This is a genomic window from Streptomyces sp. NBC_01232 (assembly GCF_035989885.1).
In the GTDB taxonomy this organism is placed as follows: domain Bacteria; phylum Actinomycetota; class Actinomycetes; order Streptomycetales; family Streptomycetaceae; genus Streptomyces.
In genome coordinates this window covers 3,335,623-3,350,123 of the sequence record NZ_CP108518.1, presented here as the reverse complement: position 1 = coordinate 3,350,123, position 14,501 = coordinate 3,335,623, and the positions used below count along the sequence as shown (strand labels likewise).

At 73.0% G+C, this 14,501-nt stretch carries 11 protein-coding genes; 7 read left to right on the top strand and 4 right to left on the bottom strand.

Features of this window, described 5'->3' with window-relative positions:
* Both OG444_RS15505 and OG444_RS15500 read right to left on the bottom strand, forming a co-directional pair.
* On the bottom strand, positions 1 to 1,359 hold the full coding sequence (locus OG444_RS15505) for an ABC transporter substrate-binding protein (protein WP_327262733.1): 1,359 nt from the start codon (positions 1,357 to 1,359) through the stop codon (positions 1 to 3).
* Between the two features lie 97 nt (positions 1,360 to 1,456).
* Positions 1,457 to 4,303 (bottom strand): FHA domain-containing protein, encoded by a 2,847-nt coding sequence (locus OG444_RS15500; protein WP_327262732.1) that lies wholly within the window; start codon positions 4,301 to 4,303, stop codon positions 1,457 to 1,459.
* Positions 4,304 to 4,740: 437 nt separating this feature from the next.
* Between OG444_RS15500 and OG444_RS15495 the strand changes: the two genes are divergently transcribed.
* Positions 4,741 to 6,507, top strand: a complete 1,767-nt coding sequence (locus OG444_RS15495; protein WP_327262731.1) for a serine/threonine-protein kinase — start codon at positions 4,741 to 4,743, stop codon at positions 6,505 to 6,507.
* 161 nt (positions 6,508 to 6,668) lie between these two features.
* A complete protein-coding gene (locus OG444_RS15490; RefSeq protein WP_327262730.1) occupies positions 6,669 to 7,916 on the top strand; it encodes a serine/threonine-protein kinase in 1,248 nt (415 codons plus the stop codon).
* Between the two features lie 89 nt (positions 7,917 to 8,005).
* On the opposite strand, the gene OG444_RS15485 is transcribed toward OG444_RS15490, so the two are convergent.
* Complete coding sequence (locus OG444_RS15485) at positions 8,006 to 9,007, bottom strand: isopenicillin N synthase family dioxygenase (protein WP_327262729.1); 1,002 nt, start codon at positions 9,005 to 9,007, stop codon at positions 8,006 to 8,008.
* 319 nt (positions 9,008 to 9,326) lie between these two features.
* On the opposite strand from OG444_RS15485, the gene prfB reads away from it, so the two are divergent.
* Positions 9,327 to 10,436 carry a peptide chain release factor 2 gene (gene prfB, locus OG444_RS15480; RefSeq protein ID WP_327262728.1) on the top strand — a complete coding sequence of 370 codons (1,110 nt, stop codon included), beginning with the start codon at positions 9,327 to 9,329 and terminating at the stop codon, positions 10,434 to 10,436.
* Positions 10,437 to 10,560: 124 nt separating this feature from the next.
* Here the strand turns inward: prfB and OG444_RS15475 are convergent, their stop codons facing one another.
* Positions 10,561 to 10,746, bottom strand: coding sequence for a hypothetical protein (locus OG444_RS15475; RefSeq protein ID WP_327262727.1), 186 nt, complete (start codon positions 10,744 to 10,746; stop codon positions 10,561 to 10,563).
* A 237-nt stretch (positions 10,747 to 10,983) separates the two neighbouring features.
* Here OG444_RS15475 and ftsE point away from each other — a divergent pair, with 237 nt between their 5' ends.
* The 4 genes from ftsE to smpB all read left to right on the top strand — a co-directional run bounded on the left by ftsE (position 10,984) and on the right by smpB (position 14,424).
* Positions 10,984 to 11,673, top strand: a complete 690-nt coding sequence (ftsE, locus tag OG444_RS15470; protein WP_327262726.1) for a cell division ATP-binding protein FtsE — start codon at positions 10,984 to 10,986, stop codon at positions 11,671 to 11,673.
* A gap of 17 nt (positions 11,674 to 11,690) precedes the next feature.
* Positions 11,691 to 12,662, top strand: a complete 972-nt coding sequence (ftsX, locus tag OG444_RS15465; protein ID WP_327262725.1) for a permease-like cell division protein FtsX — start codon at positions 11,691 to 11,693, stop codon at positions 12,660 to 12,662.
* A gap of 67 nt (positions 12,663 to 12,729) precedes the next feature.
* Positions 12,730 to 13,920, top strand: a complete 1,191-nt coding sequence (locus OG444_RS15460; protein ID WP_327262724.1) for a S41 family peptidase — start codon at positions 12,730 to 12,732, stop codon at positions 13,918 to 13,920.
* Between the two features lie 18 nt (positions 13,921 to 13,938).
* The gene (gene smpB / locus OG444_RS15455) at positions 13,939 to 14,424 is read left to right on the top strand and encodes an SsrA-binding protein SmpB (protein ID WP_266595930.1); all 486 of its coding nucleotides are present in this window, start codon (positions 13,939 to 13,941) and stop codon (positions 14,422 to 14,424) included.
* Positions 14,425 to 14,501 lie beyond the last annotated feature (77 nt).

The following is a 14,501-nucleotide window of genomic DNA, read 5'->3' as shown; positions in this document are numbered from 1 at the left end:
TCAGTTCCCGTAGGCCTTGGCCGCGTCCGCCTCCAGTTTCGCCTGGGTGCCCGCCACGTCCGACGGGTTCGCCAGGAAGTCCTGCAGCGCCTTCCACTCGCCCGCGCCCGGGGTCCCGCCGAAGGCCGCCGGGGCCTGGTCCGACATGTCGAAGCGGAAGTCGTCACCCGAGGCGATCAGCGCCTTGGCGATGTTCCGCTGGATGTCGTTCGGATAGGCGGCGGGGTCCACCGCCTTGTTCGGGGAGACGAAGCCGCCCTCGCGCGCCTGGATCTCCGCCGCGTCCGCCGAGGCCAGGAAGGTCAGCAGCGCCTGCGCGCCCTTCGACGGCTTCAGCGCGACCGCCACGTCGCCGCCCGAGACCACCGGGGCCTTCGCGCCGACCGCCGGGAAGGGGAAGACGAGTGCGTCCTCGCCGACCTTCGCCTCGGTCTGCGCGATGTTCACCGCCACGAAGTCGCCCTCGAAGACCATCGCGGCCGCCGGCCGGTCACCGCCGGTGAAGGTCTGCGTCACCGACTTCGGGAACTCGGTGGACAGTGCCCCGCTCGGCCCGCCCGCCAGGAAGTCCTTGCGGCCGAACAGTTCGCCGAGCGTGGTCAGCGCCTGCTTGACGCTGTCGTCCGTCCACTTGATCCGGTGCTTGGCCAGCTGGTCGTACTTCTCCGGGCCCGCCTGGGAGAGGTAGATGTTCTCGAACCAGTCGGTGAGGGTCCAGCCGTCCGCGCCCGCCACCGACACGGCCGGGGTTCCGGAGGCGGACAGCGTGTCCGCCGCGGTGATCAGTTCCTTCCAGGTCTTCGGGGGCTTGACGCCCGCCGCCTCGAAGGCCTTCGCGTTGTACCAGATCAGCGACTTGTTGGCGGCCTTGTAGTACACGCCGTACTGGGTGCCGTCGACCGCGCCGAGCTTCTTCCAGCCCGGCGAGTAGTTGGCGTCGAGCTGGGCGGCGGCCTCCGGGCCCACCGGCTGCGCCCACTTGTTCTGCACCGCCGAGACCAGTGCGCCGACCTGCGGGAGCAGCGCCACGTCCGGCGGCGCCCCGCCCGCGATCTTCGAGCCGAGGAAGGTGACGATCGGGTCCTGCGCCGGTACGAAGGTGACGGACGCTCCCGTCCGCTTCTCGAACTCCTTGAGGACCTTGGTGAAGTTCGCCTGCTCCGGTCCCGTCCAGACCGCGGCGACCTCCAGCTTCTCGCCGGGCAGTTTCGGTAATTCCACGCGGGGGGCGGCCGTGGTTCCCGCAGGTCCCTGCGGCTCCTTCTTCCCGTCGTCCCCGCACGCGGTGAGTACGAGGGCGCCCGCCGCGGCGAGCGCCGTCCAGGTGAGTGTCGTACGGCTCGTTCCGTGCCTGCGCATGGCTGTGCCCCCGATGCCCGTGGTGTGTCCCGGACCACAAGGTCTACGCCGAGGCGTCCGCCCCCGCAATACCGCGTGAGGGGGGCTCGAGCGGGAGTCAGGGCGCGGGCGGGAACAGCACGGGTATCGCCGAGACCAGGTTCGAGGCCCGGTCCAGGGCGCTGGCCAGCAGCGCGAGGTCGGTGGGTCCGTTGCCCAGCTCACGCACCGGACGGCGGGCCGGCGGATCACCCATCCGCTCCCACTCCACCGGGACCACGGTCGGTCTCAGGGTCGCCGTCCGAGGGATCCGGCCGGTGACCCGGCCGGCCTGGAACGGGACCGTCCGGCCGTCCTCGAACCGGAGCAGGCCGCGGCCCGGTCCCGGCTGGTCGGGGGCGTCGAGCTCCACGCGCAGGGTGGCCAGCCGGGCCAGCCCGGTGTCCGCCGTACGGTCCGGGCGGGCGCTGGTGGCCACCAGGTGCACGCCGAGCCGGGCACCCTCGCGGGCCACCGCCTCCAGGGCGCGGACCACCGAGCCGGCGGCGGGGCGGCCCGTACTGCCCAGCCCCGGCGCCACCAGCGCGTCGAGGTCGTCCACGAGGACCACCAGGCGGGGCAGCGGACTGGGCCCTGCCGGGTCGGTACGGGGCGTCGCGGCGCGCAGCCGCAAGGTGCCCGTGCGCGGGGGGTCGAGGTCGCCCCGCTGCTCGCCCGGGGTGGGACGGCGGGGCGAGATCATCCGGCCGGACACCTCGCGCTGCGCGTGCCACTCGGCGAAGGACAGCTCCTCCAGCAGTTCGGAGCGGCGCTTGAGCTCCGCGCCCAGGGCCTGCGCGAATTCCCGCATGCGCAGCGGATCGGAGGCGACCAGGTGGGCGCAGACGTGCGGGAGCTCGGTGCAGGGCAGCAGCCCGTCGCCGCGCTCGCCGCCGGCCCCGTCGAGGAGGAGCAGCCCGAGCCGGTCGGGCCGGGCGGCCGCGGACAGCGACGCGGCCACCGACCGCAGCAGCTCGGTCCGCCCGCTCCCGGCGGGCCCCTCGATGAGCAGGTGCGGGCCGTCGTGGACGAGCTCGGTGCCGACCGGCCCGCGGCGCCCGCTGCCCAGCACGATCTCGGCGAGGCCGCCCACGCCCTGCCCCTGGTCGGTGGCGGCGGCCCAACGGGCCATCAGGGAGGCCGGGGTGGCGCGGGCCAGCCCCAGCTCGTCCAGCAGCCGCGCGGTGGCGGGCAGGGTGGCGGCGGCCGGCCGGTACGCCTCGGCGGAGCCGCCCTCGGCGCTGCGCAGCGGGGCCAGGGCGCGAGCGAATCGCTCGGCCCAGGCGGCGGAGACCGCGTCGGCGGTGGCGGTGCCCCCGGAGGGGACCGGCCGGCCGCCGCTGATCTCGAAGGTCCGTACGGCCGTGGCCACGTCGCCGCTGAGCAGGGCGACCGCGCCGCAGTCCCGGAAGACGGGGGTGCTCGCGCACGCGGCCTCGTACGTCTCGGCGACCGGGGAGGCGGGGGTGGCGGCCGGGGCCTCGGCCAGCGCGAGCACATGGATCCCGGCGGCCGGGCCGTGCGAGGCGAGCCGCCCGGTGACGTCGCGCAGGGGTCCGGCCCCGGGATCGCCGTCGAGGACGACGAGCGTGTACGGGCCTTCGTAGACGGCGGCGGCCCGCCGGACCTGCCCGGCGTCGGCGGCGGCCCAGTGCGTGCCGAGGGGGCACTCGTCGAGGCGCCGGATCAGCTCACCCGTACGGGCGACGGCCTGGTCGCGGTCGTAGGCGAGCAGGAGCCGGCAGTCCTGGCCGTGCGCGGGCCGCAGGTGGGGCAGCCAGCCGAGCCAGCCCCAGTCGCGCCGCCGGTCGGCGAGGCCGCGCGCCCGGTCGGCGGAGATGAGCACGATCTCCAGCTGCCCCGGCGCGTGCAGTGCGGCCGTCTGGGCGACCAGCCAGCGGGCCACCCCGGCCAGCCGGGCCCGCGGTCCGGCGAGCCCGAGGGCGCCGACGGCGGGGAGGGAGACCCGGCTTCCGGCGCCGAGCCCCAGGTCCAGCACGGGGGCGCGCCCGGCCGTACGGGACCACAGGCGCTCGGTGGGCCCCATTGCGGCCAGCAGCAGGGCGGCGGGATCGTCGGGGTCGGGTGCGGCGGCCGCCGGTTCCTGCGGGGCCCCGGCCGGTTCCTCGCCGCGCACCCACTTGCGGGCCCAGGCCCCGATGCCCTTGCGCCGCCCGGTCCCGGGGCCGGAAGGCGCACCGTCGGGGCCGGCTTCGCCGGCGGCGTCCGGCGCCGGGACCGGGGCGGGATCCGCCGCGGGGAGCGGGCCCGCGGCGGGCGGCGCCGACACCGCGAGGTGGCCCTGGAGATCGGGGGTGACCGGCAGCACGGACGTGCCCGCGGGCGCCAGGCGCAGCGTGGACTCGCCGACCCGCAGCAGCGCCCCGGGGGGCAGGCCCACGGGCTGCGCCCCGACCGGGGCGCCGTCCAGCGTGGTGCCGTTCGTCGAGTCCAGGTCGGCCACCGCGACCCGCCCGTCGCGGATCACCGTCACCGCGCAGTGCAGCCGGGAGACGTCGGGATCGTCCAGCGGGACGTCGGCGTCGGAGGAGCGGCCCACCCGGATCTGACCGCTGTGCAGCAGGTGCACCCCGCCCGCGTCGGGTCCGGCGACGACGTGCAGCTGGGGTGCGCCGAGGCTGTCCTCGGGCAGGACGTCCGGGACCGGGCCGTGCAGGGCCAGCACCGCGCCGTCCACGAGCGGCGGCTCACCGAGCACCCGCCGCTGGAGGTCGAGGCGTTCGGAGCCGGCGTAGAGCACGACCGTGCCCCCGGTGTCGGGCCCGCCGACGGTCGCCGCGAGCCCGGAGGCGACCGCGGCCAGCGCGGTGCCGACGGGTGCGGTGACGAGGACGTCACAGCTCGCGGGGGCGGTCGCGGTCTGGTGGCCGCTGCGCGACCCAAGGACGGTCAGCCGGATCTGCATCGCCGTCAGCGGTCCCTTCTGCGCGGTGCGCGGTGTGTGCGCCCGGCAGGGGAATCCCGTGACATGACCGTCCGGTCGCCCCCCACCCGGCACGGACGCGTCGTCCGGTCAGGTCTGCCCGGAAGGCGGGGCTCCCGTCCCGTGCCGTTCCGTACGTGTGCATCCTCGCACCTGTCGCGGACAACACGCCCGGCACCCGGCAACAAATGATCTTGATGGATCGAGGCCCGGGGCGGACCCCGGCCGGATCCGGACGCCGGGACGGGGAAAGACGGGGAAAATCGCCTCCGGCATACCCCGCAAACATCACCCTCCGTACATATGTGCGGCAACCAACCTCCGAGGACCGGCGTCTTCCCGGGGGACACCCCCTAGAGTGGGCCGGAAAACCAATCAGCAGATCGACCACAGCAGACGACAGCAGGGGAGCGCGAGACGTGCGGCCAGTCGGCAGCAAGTACCTGCTCGAGGAGCCGCTCGGGCGCGGCGCCACGGGCACTGTCTGGCGTGCACGCCAGAGGGAGGCCGCCGGCGCGGAGGCGGCCGTCGCGGGGCAGCCCGGAGAGACCGTGGCCATCAAGGTCCTCAAGGAGGAGCTGGCCCAGGATCCCGACATCGTCATGCGCTTCCTGCGGGAGCGCTCGGTCCTGCTGCGCCTGACCCACCCCAACATCGTCCGCACCCGCGACCTCGTCGTCGAGGGTGATCTGCTGGCCCTGGTCATGGACCTGATCGACGGCCCGGACCTGCACCGGTACCTCCGGGAGAACGGCCCCTTCACGCCCGTCGCCGCGAGCCTGCTGACGGCCCAGATCGCCGACGCCCTCGCCGCCAGCCACGCCGACGGAGTGGTCCACCGCGACCTGAAGCCGGCCAACGTGCTGCTCGACGAGCGCGGCGGACAGATGAAGCCGATGCTCACCGACTTCGGCATCGCCCGCCTCGCGGACTCCCCGGGCCTGACCCGCACCCACGAGTTCGTCGGCACCCCGGCCTACGTCGCCCCCGAGTCCGCCGAGGGCCGCCCGCAGACCTCCGCCGTCGACATCTACGGCGCCGGCATCCTCCTCTACGAGCTGCTCACCGGCCGCCCGCCCTTCGCCGGCGGCACCGCGCTCGAAGTGCTCCACCGCCACCTCAGCGAGGACCCCCAGCGGCCCTCGACCGTGCCCGAGCCGCTGTGGACGGTCATCGAGCGCTGCCTGCGCAAGGAGCCGAACGAGCGCCCCAGCTCGCAGAGCCTGGCCCGCGCCCTGCGCGTGGTGGCCGCCGGCATCGGCGTGCACTCCTCCGCCGCCGAGGTCGAGGCCGCGCTCGGTGTGGGCGCGCTGCTCGCGCCCGACCCCTCGCCGGCGCCGGTCCCCGAGACCCCGGGCGCCGCGGACCCCACCCAGATGCTTCCCGGCGCGGGCCCGCTGGCCGGCGCGTACGACCCGAACGGCATGACGAGCGTCCTGCCGCCGGTCGGTGCGGCCGACGCCACCTCGGTGCTGCCGAGCACGGGGGCCCCCGGGGCCGACCCCACCTCGGTCATGCCCCCGGTCCAGCGCCCCGACCAGCCGCATCCGTGGCAGTCGCAGATGCAGGCCGCCCGTGACCGCAACGAGCAGACGCAGATCCAGTACCTCGACCCGAACGAGGACCCCCTGCGCCGCCGCCCGCAGCGACAGGCGCCCCCGCCGCCGCAGCACCGGCCCCAGCAGCAGCAGCCGTACCGGCAGGGTCCGCCGCCCCAGCAGCAGCAGTACCAGCAGCCGCAGCAGCCCCAGTACCGCCAGCCGCAGCAGCCGCCCCAGCAGCAGTACGCGCCTCAGCCGCCGCCGCAGCACTACCAGCCGCAGCAGCACCAGCCCCAGCCGTACCAGCAGCAGCCCCAGCAGCAGCCCCAGTACCGCCAGCCCCAGCAGCAGCCCCCGCAGGCCCCGCCGCAGCAGCGGCCCGCCCCTCGCGAGCCGCGCGAGCCGCGCCGCCGCAGCGCCAATCCGGTGCGGATCCCCGGCCTCGGCTGCCTCAAGGGCTGCCTGGTGCTGATCCTGGTGTTCTTCGTCGCGGGCTGGCTGGTCTGGGAGCTCACCCCGCTCCAGGGGTGGATCGGCACCGGCCGCGGCTGGTGGGACCAGGTGTGGACCTGGGGCTCCGACGCCGTCGACTGGGTCAGCACGATCGGGGACTCGGCCGGCTCCTCGGGCTCCTCCGCGCCCTGAGGAGAGCCCGCGTAGCGCCGACTTCGTGGATTTGTCGACTTCTGGGACGTGATTTCACGCGCAGAAGTGAAGGTCGCTGCGAATCGGGCCCCCTGCTGGCCTCCAAGGCCCACCCGGCCGCGTAGCCTCGGTGCGGTACGCCAGCCGCTGAGGGAGCAGTCGTGGCACGGAAGATCGGCAGCCGGTACACCGCGCACCAGATCCTGGGGCGTGGCAGCGCGGGCACGGTGTGGCTGGGCGAGGGGCCTGACGGGCCCGTCGCCGTCAAACTGCTGCGCGAGGACCTCGCGTCCGACCAGGAACTCGTCGGACGGTTCGTCCAGGAGCGCAGCGCGCTGCTCGGCCTGGACCATCCGCACGTCGTGTCCGTCCGCGACCTCGTCGTGGACGGCAACGACCTCGCCCTCGTCATGGACCTCGTCCGCGGTACGGACCTGCGCACGCGCCTCGACCGCGAGCGGCGGCTCGCCCCGGAGGCGGCCGTCGCCATCGTCGCGGACGTCGCCGACGCGCTGGCCGCGGCGCACGCGGCGGGGGTCGTCCACCGGGACGTCAAGCCGGAGAACGTCCTGCTGGACATGCAGGGCCCGCTCGGCCCCGGCGGCTCGCACCCGGCGCTGCTCACCGACTTCGGCGTGGCCAAGCTGATCGACTCCCCGCGGCGGGCCTCCGCCGGCCGGGTCTCGGCCCCGACGACCCGGATCATCGGCACCCCGGACTACCTGGCGCCGGAGATCGTGGAGGGCCTCCCTCCGCGCGCAGCGGTGGACATATATGCCCTGGCCACCGTGCTGTACGAGCTGCTGGCCGGGTTCACCCCCTTCGGCGGGGGCCACCCTGGCGCGGTCCTGCGGCGGCACGTGACCGAGACGGTCGTCCCGCTGCCCGGGATCCCCGACGAGCTGTGGCAGCTCATCGTGCAGTGCCTGGCCAAGGCCCCGGCCTCACGGCTGCGGGCCTCGGAGCTGTCGGTCCGGCTGCGGGACCTGCTGCCGATGCTGGCCGGGATGCCGCCGCTGGACGTGGACGAGCCGGACGACGCGGATCCGGACCCCGAGCCCTCGGAGGAACCGGCGGCCGACCCGGTCCGGCGGCGGGGCGTGGTCCCGCTGGTGCCGGGGTCGGCGACCGACTCCAACCGGGACACCCACACCTCGATGCGGGTGCCCGGGCCGGACGAGCTGGCGGGCGGGGCCCTGGGCACCGCCCGCGTACCCCGTCCGGCGGGCGGCCACCGGCCGGGCTCCGCCCGCCACCGCGCGGAGGCCGCGCGCAAGCGCCGGCTGGTCCTGTCCGTATCGGCCCTGGCGCTGGCCGCGGCGGTCGGCCTGGGCACGTGGCTGGCCGTCTCGGGCGACGACCCGGCCCCCCGGCAGGACAACAAGCAGTCGACCCCGCGGGTCCCGTAGGGGCGTGCGACGCCGGGGCCGGGGGCGCCGCCCCCGGCCCCGGCGTCCCGACCTCCCGCGCCCCGATCGCCGACGCGTGCGGAACGCCGCTACGCCGCGACGAGTTCCGGGTGCCAGCGCCGCGCCACCGCCGGGTGGGCGCGCACCCAGCCCTTCAGTTCGTTGCGGCCGTACTCGGCGTGCAGCGGGTTCGTCTCGTCGTGCGCGACACCCGGGGCGGAGCGCAGGTAGTCCCCCGGGACGGTGTCGATCACCGCGTCCAGCCGCGGGTTGTAGAAGAACGGCACCGAGTACCGCTCCACCGCGCCCGGCGGGCTGACCACCCGGTGGTCCGTCGCCGTCAGATAGCCCTCCGTCGCGATCTCCAGCAGCTCGCCCAGGTTCACCACGAACGCCCCCGGCATCGGCGGCACGTCCAGGTAGCCGCCGTCCCGGACCACCTGGAGGCCGCCCACCGAGTCCTGGAGCAGGAGCGTCAGGAACCCGTAGTCCTTGTGCGCGCCGACCCCCTGGTCGGCGCCGGAGGGGGCCGATCCGGGGTAGCGGATCAGCTTGGTGTGCAGGTGCGGGCGGTCCGCGAAGGCGGCGTCGAAGAAGTCCGCCGGGGCGCCGATCGCCACGAGGAGTTCCCGGAGCAGGCGGTGGGCGACCGCCGCGAGCCTGGACTGCCATTCCAGGACCACCGTACGGAGCTCCGGGAGCGCCGGGGGCCACTGGTTCGGGCCCTCCAGCCACAGGTACGCCGGGTCGTCCGGCCCCACGGCCGGCGCCGGGCGTTCCGCGCCGACGTCCAGCTGGTCCCGCCAGTCGGAGGCCCCGCCGGTCAGCTCGTGGCCGATGCGGGTGTAGCCGCGGAAGTGCGGGGAGTTCAGGTTGCTGACGGCGAGCCGGTCGTCCTCCGGGAGGGCGAAGAAGGCCTTGGTCAGATCGAGGATGCGGGCGCTCTCGGCGGCGGTGACGCCGTGCCCGGTCAGGTGCAGGAAACCGGAGTCCCTGGCGGCTGCGTGCAGCTTCTTCAGGAAGTCGGCCCGCTGGGCCGGGTCGTCGGCCTGGGAGAGGTCCAGGACCGGGAGAGTGTGCGCGGACGGCATGACGGCTCCGTTTCGGGATGTCACGGGGTCCTGTTCCCCAGAGGTGGCGGGGGCCGCGGGGCGGGGGAGGGTCGCCGACAGGGGTGGTGCCGGGACCGCGGGAGCCGCGCGTACAGGACCAAGTCGGATCGGGGTGGATCAGGCTCGTGAACGGTCCGGCGGCAGACAGCTCGTCGTCGTGACACGCATGTGGTCCACATGGCGGCGCTTGACGAGGAGAACGGTCATACCGTGAGCGTACGCCCGTACGACCTCTCATCAGTACGGGTGATCCGGCCTGCCCGGACGGCGTTGTCCGGGGACCGGCTACGCTGGACCCGTGGCAGTCGTCGATGTTTCCGAAGAGCTGAAGTCCCTCTCCTCGACCATGGGGTCGATCGAGGCCGTCCTGGACCTCGACAAGCTGAGGGCAGATATCGCCGTGCTCGAGGAGCAGGCCGCCGCGCCGTCCCTGTGGGACGACCCGGAGGCCGCTCAGAAGATCACGAGCAAGCTTTCGCACCTCCAGGCCGAGGTCCGCAAGACCGAGACCCTGCGCGGGCGCATCGATGACCTCGCGGTCCTCTTCGAGCTCGCCCAGGAGATGGACGACGCGGACACCCTCGCGGAGGCCGAGACCGAGCTGGTCTCCGTCCGCAAGGCGCTGGACGAGATGGAGGTCCGGACCCTGCTCTCCGGCGAGTACGCCGAGCGCGAGGCCCTGGTCAACATCCGCGCCGAGGCCGGCGGCGTCGACGCCTCCGACTTCGCCGAGCGCCTCCAGCGCATGTACCTGCGCTGGGCCGAGCGGCACGGCTACTCCACCGAGATCTACGAGACCTCGTACGCGGAAGAGGCCGGCATCAAGTCGACCACCTTCGTCGTCAAGGCCCCGTACGCCTACGGCACGCTCTCCGTCGAGCAGGGCACCCACCGCCTCGTGCGCATCTCGCCCTTCGACAACCAGGGCCGCCGCCAGACCTCCTTCGCGGGCGTCGAGGTGCTCCCGGTCGTCGAGACCAGCGACCACGTCGAGATCGACGAGACCGAGCTGCGCGTCGACGTGTACCGCGCCTCCGGCCCCGGCGGCCAGGGCGTCAACACCACCGACTCGGCGGTCCGCATCACGCACCTGCCGACCGGCATCGTCGTCTCCTGCCAGAACGAGCGCTCGCAGATCCAGAACAAGGCCAGTGCGATGAACGTCCTCCAGGCCAAGCTGCTCGAGCGGCGCCGCCAGGAGGAGAAGGACAAGATGGACGCCCTCAAGGACGGCGGCAGCTCCTGGGGCAACCAGATGCGCTCCTACGTCCTGCACCCGTACCAGATGGTCAAGGACCTGAGGACGGAGTTCGAGGTCGGCAACCCGCAGGCGGTCCTCGACGGCGAGATCGACGGCTTCCTGGAGGCCGGAATCCGCTGGCGCAAGCAGCAGGAGCAGACCGCGTAGCCACCGGCACGCGCGCACGCAAGCGGAAGGGCCCGGACACCAGGTGTCCGGGCCCTTCTCGCGCGTGTGTGATCGGTACGCGGCACGGACACCGCGTGCACCGCGACCGGGCGGTCCGGGCGGCTCAGACCTGAGCCGTCAGCACCAGAACTGCCACGAGGACCACCATGAGCACGACGATGGCCATGGGGTCCAGACCGGAGAAGGGGCCCTCCTGCTGGAGGCGCTCCCGGTTCGCCCGGCACACCGGGCAGCGGCCCTGGCTGACGGGTGCGGCGCAGTTCGCGCACACGAGCCGGTCATATGTCATGCGCTCCTCCTCTCGTCCCCTAGGGCTTCTCGTGTCCTATAACGGCGTGGGGAACCGGAGCGTTCCCCCTACCACTGTGCCAGCTTCGTCGACATTCGGCGCGGCCCGTCCGGGCAATCACGGTCCGTACCCTCCGGGACCGGGGGATAAATAGGGCAAGTCCGGAGGCAGGGTCCACACGTCGCGCCCGTTCGCGTATGGTCACGCACACCTACTCCCGGCGACCGTGGTGCACCCGTGATCCGATTCGACAGTGTCTCCAAGTCCTACCCGAAGCAGAGCCGTCCCGCACTCAGAGAAGTCTCCCTCGACATCGCGAAGGGGGAGTTCGTCTTCCTCGTGGGCTCCTCCGGCTCCGGCAAGTCCACCTTCCTGCGCCTCATCCTGCGCGAGGAGCGGGCGAGCCACGGCCAGGTGCACGTCCTGGGCAAGGACCTCGCGAAGCTCTCCAACTGGAAGGTTCCGCAGATGCGGCGCCAGCTGGGGACCGTGTTCCAGGACTTCCGCCTGCTGCCCAACAAGACGGTGGCCGAGAACGTGGCCTTCGCCCAGGAGGTCATCGGCAAGCCGCGGGGCGAGATCCGCAAGGCCGTCCCGCAGGTCCTCGAACTCGTGGGCCTCGGCGGCAAGGAGGAGCGGATGCCGGGCGAGCTCTCCGGCGGTGAGCAGCAGCGCGTGGCCATCGCCCGCGCCTTCGTCAACCGCCCCGCCCTGCTGATCGCGGACGAGCCCACCGGCAACCTCGACCCGCAGACCTCGGTCGGGATCATGAAGCTGCTGGACCGGATCAACCGGACCGGCACCACGGTGATCATGGCCACCCACGACCAGCAGATCGTCGACCAGATGCGCAAGCGCGTCATCGAACTCGAAAAGGGCCGACTCGTGCGCGACCAGTCGCGCGGCGTCTACGGCTACCAGCACTGAAAGGTCCCTGAGACGCAATGCGCGCCCAGTTCGTCATGTCGGAGATCGGCGTCGGTCTCCGGCGCAATCTCACCATGACCTTCGCGGTCATCATCTCCGTGGCCCTCTCGCTGGCCCTGTTCGGCGGCTCCATGCTCATGAGCGAGCAGGTGAGCCGGATGAAGGGCTTCTGGTACGACAAGGCCAACGTCTCGATCTACCTCTGCAACAAGCAGGACGCCCAGGAGGCGGGCGAGGTCGCCGCCAAGCCGGACGGTTCGGCCGGTGGCGGCGCCGGTGGCGTCGCCACCTGCCGCAAGGGCGCCGTGACCGAGGAGCAGAAGAAGCAGATCGAGTCCGAGCTCAAGCAGATGTCCCTGGTGAAGTCCGTCGCCTACGAGTCGGCGGACGAGGCCTACAAGCACTACCAGGAGCAGTACGGCCACACCGCCCTGGCCTCCTCCATCACTCCCGACCAGATGCAGGAGTCCTTCCGGGTCAAGCTCAAGAACCCGGAGAAGTACAAGGTGGTCACCTCCGCCTTCGCCGGCCGTGACGGCATCCACACCGTCGACGACCAGCGCCAGGCGATCGACGACCTCTTCCGGATCCTGAACTACCTCAACTTCGCGGCCCTCGGCATCATGCTGATCATGCTGATCGTGGCGCTGCTGCTGATCGTCAACACCGTGCGCGTCTCGGCGTTCAGCCGCAGGCGGGAGACGGGGATCATGCGGCTGGTGGGTGCCTCCAGCTTCTACATCCAGGTCCCCTTCATCATGGAGGCCGCCGTCGCCGGCCTCATCGGTGCGCTCTTCGCCTGCGCCATGCTCGTGTCCGGTCAGTACTTCGTGATCGACCACGGCGTCGGCCTGCGCGACAAGATCCAGCTGATCGACTTCATGGGCTGGGGATCGGTGCTGGCCAAGCTCCCGTACGTGCTCTTCATCGGCCTCCTGATGCCCTCCGTGGCCGCTTTCATCGCCCTGCGCAAGTACCTGAAGGTGTGACAAGCGCCCCGCGAGCGGTCCGGTCAACCACCCGTACCGGCGCGGGGCTTGTCCTAGACTCGGCGCCATGCTGGGCTTGCCGAGTATTCCCGCCTTCTGTCTCCGGCCCCGCGACCTGCGTCGCGGGGCCGTTCTGACGTTGGCGTTCCTCACCGCCGTCGGTGCCGGTGCGTACACCGGCTGCTGGGACCGCGAGGAGGGCGCCGCGGCCGCCGCGGCCCTGACGGGAGCACCCGCCGCCGAGGCCCCGCGCGAGGCGGGCACCGCCGACCGGGACGCGGTCGCCCGCGCCGCGGCCGAGGCCGTCGCCGAGGGGAAGTCCGGGAAGAAGGCCGCCCAGGAGGTGGTCAGCCGCAGCGGTGACCGCTGGGGCACCGTCTACGACCAGGGCGAGTACGCCGCCTTCGCCGAGGGCCTCGACGGCCACTGGACCGGCGTCGGGGTGTGGGCCCAGCGGGCCCGCGACGGAATGATCGAGGTCGACACGGTCCAGCCCGGAAGCCCCGCCGCCCGCGCCGGACTGCGGGCCGGGGACCGGCTGCTGAGCGTCGACGGGCAGGCCGTGACCGGTCTGGCCGTGGCCGACGTGGTCGCGCTGCTGCGCGGCGAGGCGGGCACCCCCGTCGTGCTGAACCTGAGCCGGAACGGCGCCGACCTCACCGAGACCGTGCGCCGCGAACAGCTGCGCACCGAGCCGGTGACCGTCCGCCGGCGCCCGGACGGGGTGACCGTCATCAAGGTGGCCTCCTTCACCCGTGGTTCGGGCGAGCGCGTCAGGGCCGCCGTCCGTGCGGCCCCGCCCGGCGCCGGGGTCGTGCTGGACCTGCGCGGCAATCCGGGCGGGCTGGTCGCCGAGGCGGTCACCGCGGCCTCCGCCTTCCTCGACGGCGGGCTGGTGGCCACGTACGACGTACGGGGCGAGCAGCGGGTCCTGCACGCGGCCCCGGGCGGGGACACCACCCGGCCGCTGGTGGCCCTCGTCGACGGCGGCACGATGAGCGCGGCCGAGCTGGTGACGGGCGCCCTGCAGGACCGCGGCCGGGCGGTGGCGGTGGGCAGCCGGACCTTCGGCAAGGGCTCGGTGCAGATGCCGACCGAACTCCCGGACGGTTCGGTTGCCGAACTGACGGTCGGCACGTACCGCACACCGGCGGGCCGGAGCCTGGACGGCGACGGCATCACCCCGGACGTGACGGCCGGCGACCGGGTCGAGGAGCGGGCCGTCACGGTATTGGGTGGCCTCGGGGTGGGTCCGTAGTGCGAAAATGAGCGCACTATGGCTAAGGAAAAAGGGCGCAAGCTGATCGCCCAGAACAAGAAGGCGCGGCACGACTACGCGATCCTCGACACCTACGAGTGCGGTCTCGTGCTCACGGGCACCGAGGTCAAGTCCATGCGCCAGGGCCGGGCCTCGCTGGTGGACGGCTTCGTGTCGGTGGAGAGCGGGGAGGCCTGGCTCTACAACGTGCACGTGCCGGAGTACAGCCAGGGCACCTGGACCAACCACAGCGCCCGGCGCAAGCGCAAGCTCCTCATGCACCGCGAGGAGATCGACAAGCTGGAGCGCAAGGCGGACGAGTCGGGTCACACGATCGTGCCCCTCTCGCTCTACTTCAAGGACGGCCGCGCGAAGGTCGAGATCGCGCTGGCGAAGGGCAAGAAGGAGTACGACAAGCGCCAGACCATGCGGGAGAAGCAGGACACCCGCGAGACGAACCGGACGATCTCGGCCATCCGTCGCAAGCAGCGCGGCACGGTTTAATCATCTGGCACGCGGTGGTCCACTTCGCGTACCATGGCGTCAGCACCGTCCCCCAGGGGTCGGCGCAGCTTGAAAAA

What these genes read in the sequence shown, in the direction of transcription:
- OG444_RS15505 (WP_327262733.1), bottom strand. Translation starts at nt 1,359, where the DNA reads ATGCGCAGGCACGGAACGAGCCGTACGACACTCACCTGGACGGCGCTC.
- OG444_RS15500 (WP_327262732.1), bottom strand. Translation starts at nt 4,303, where the DNA reads ATGCAGATCCGGCTGACCGTCCTTGGGTCGCGCAGCGGCCACCAGACC.
- OG444_RS15485 (WP_327262729.1), bottom strand. Translation starts at nt 9,007, where the DNA reads ATGCCGTCCGCGCACACTCTCCCGGTCCTGGACCTCTCCCAGGCCGAC.
- OG444_RS15475 (WP_327262727.1), bottom strand. Translation starts at nt 10,746, where the DNA reads ATGACATATGACCGGCTCGTGTGCGCGAACTGCGCCGCACCCGTCAGC.
- ftsX (WP_327262725.1), top strand. Translation starts at nt 11,691, where the DNA reads ATGCGCGCCCAGTTCGTCATGTCGGAGATCGGCGTCGGTCTCCGGCGC.
- OG444_RS15460 (WP_327262724.1), top strand. Translation starts at nt 12,730, where the DNA reads ATGCTGGGCTTGCCGAGTATTCCCGCCTTCTGTCTCCGGCCCCGCGAC.
- smpB (WP_266595930.1), top strand. Translation starts at nt 13,939, where the DNA reads ATGGCTAAGGAAAAAGGGCGCAAGCTGATCGCCCAGAACAAGAAGGCG.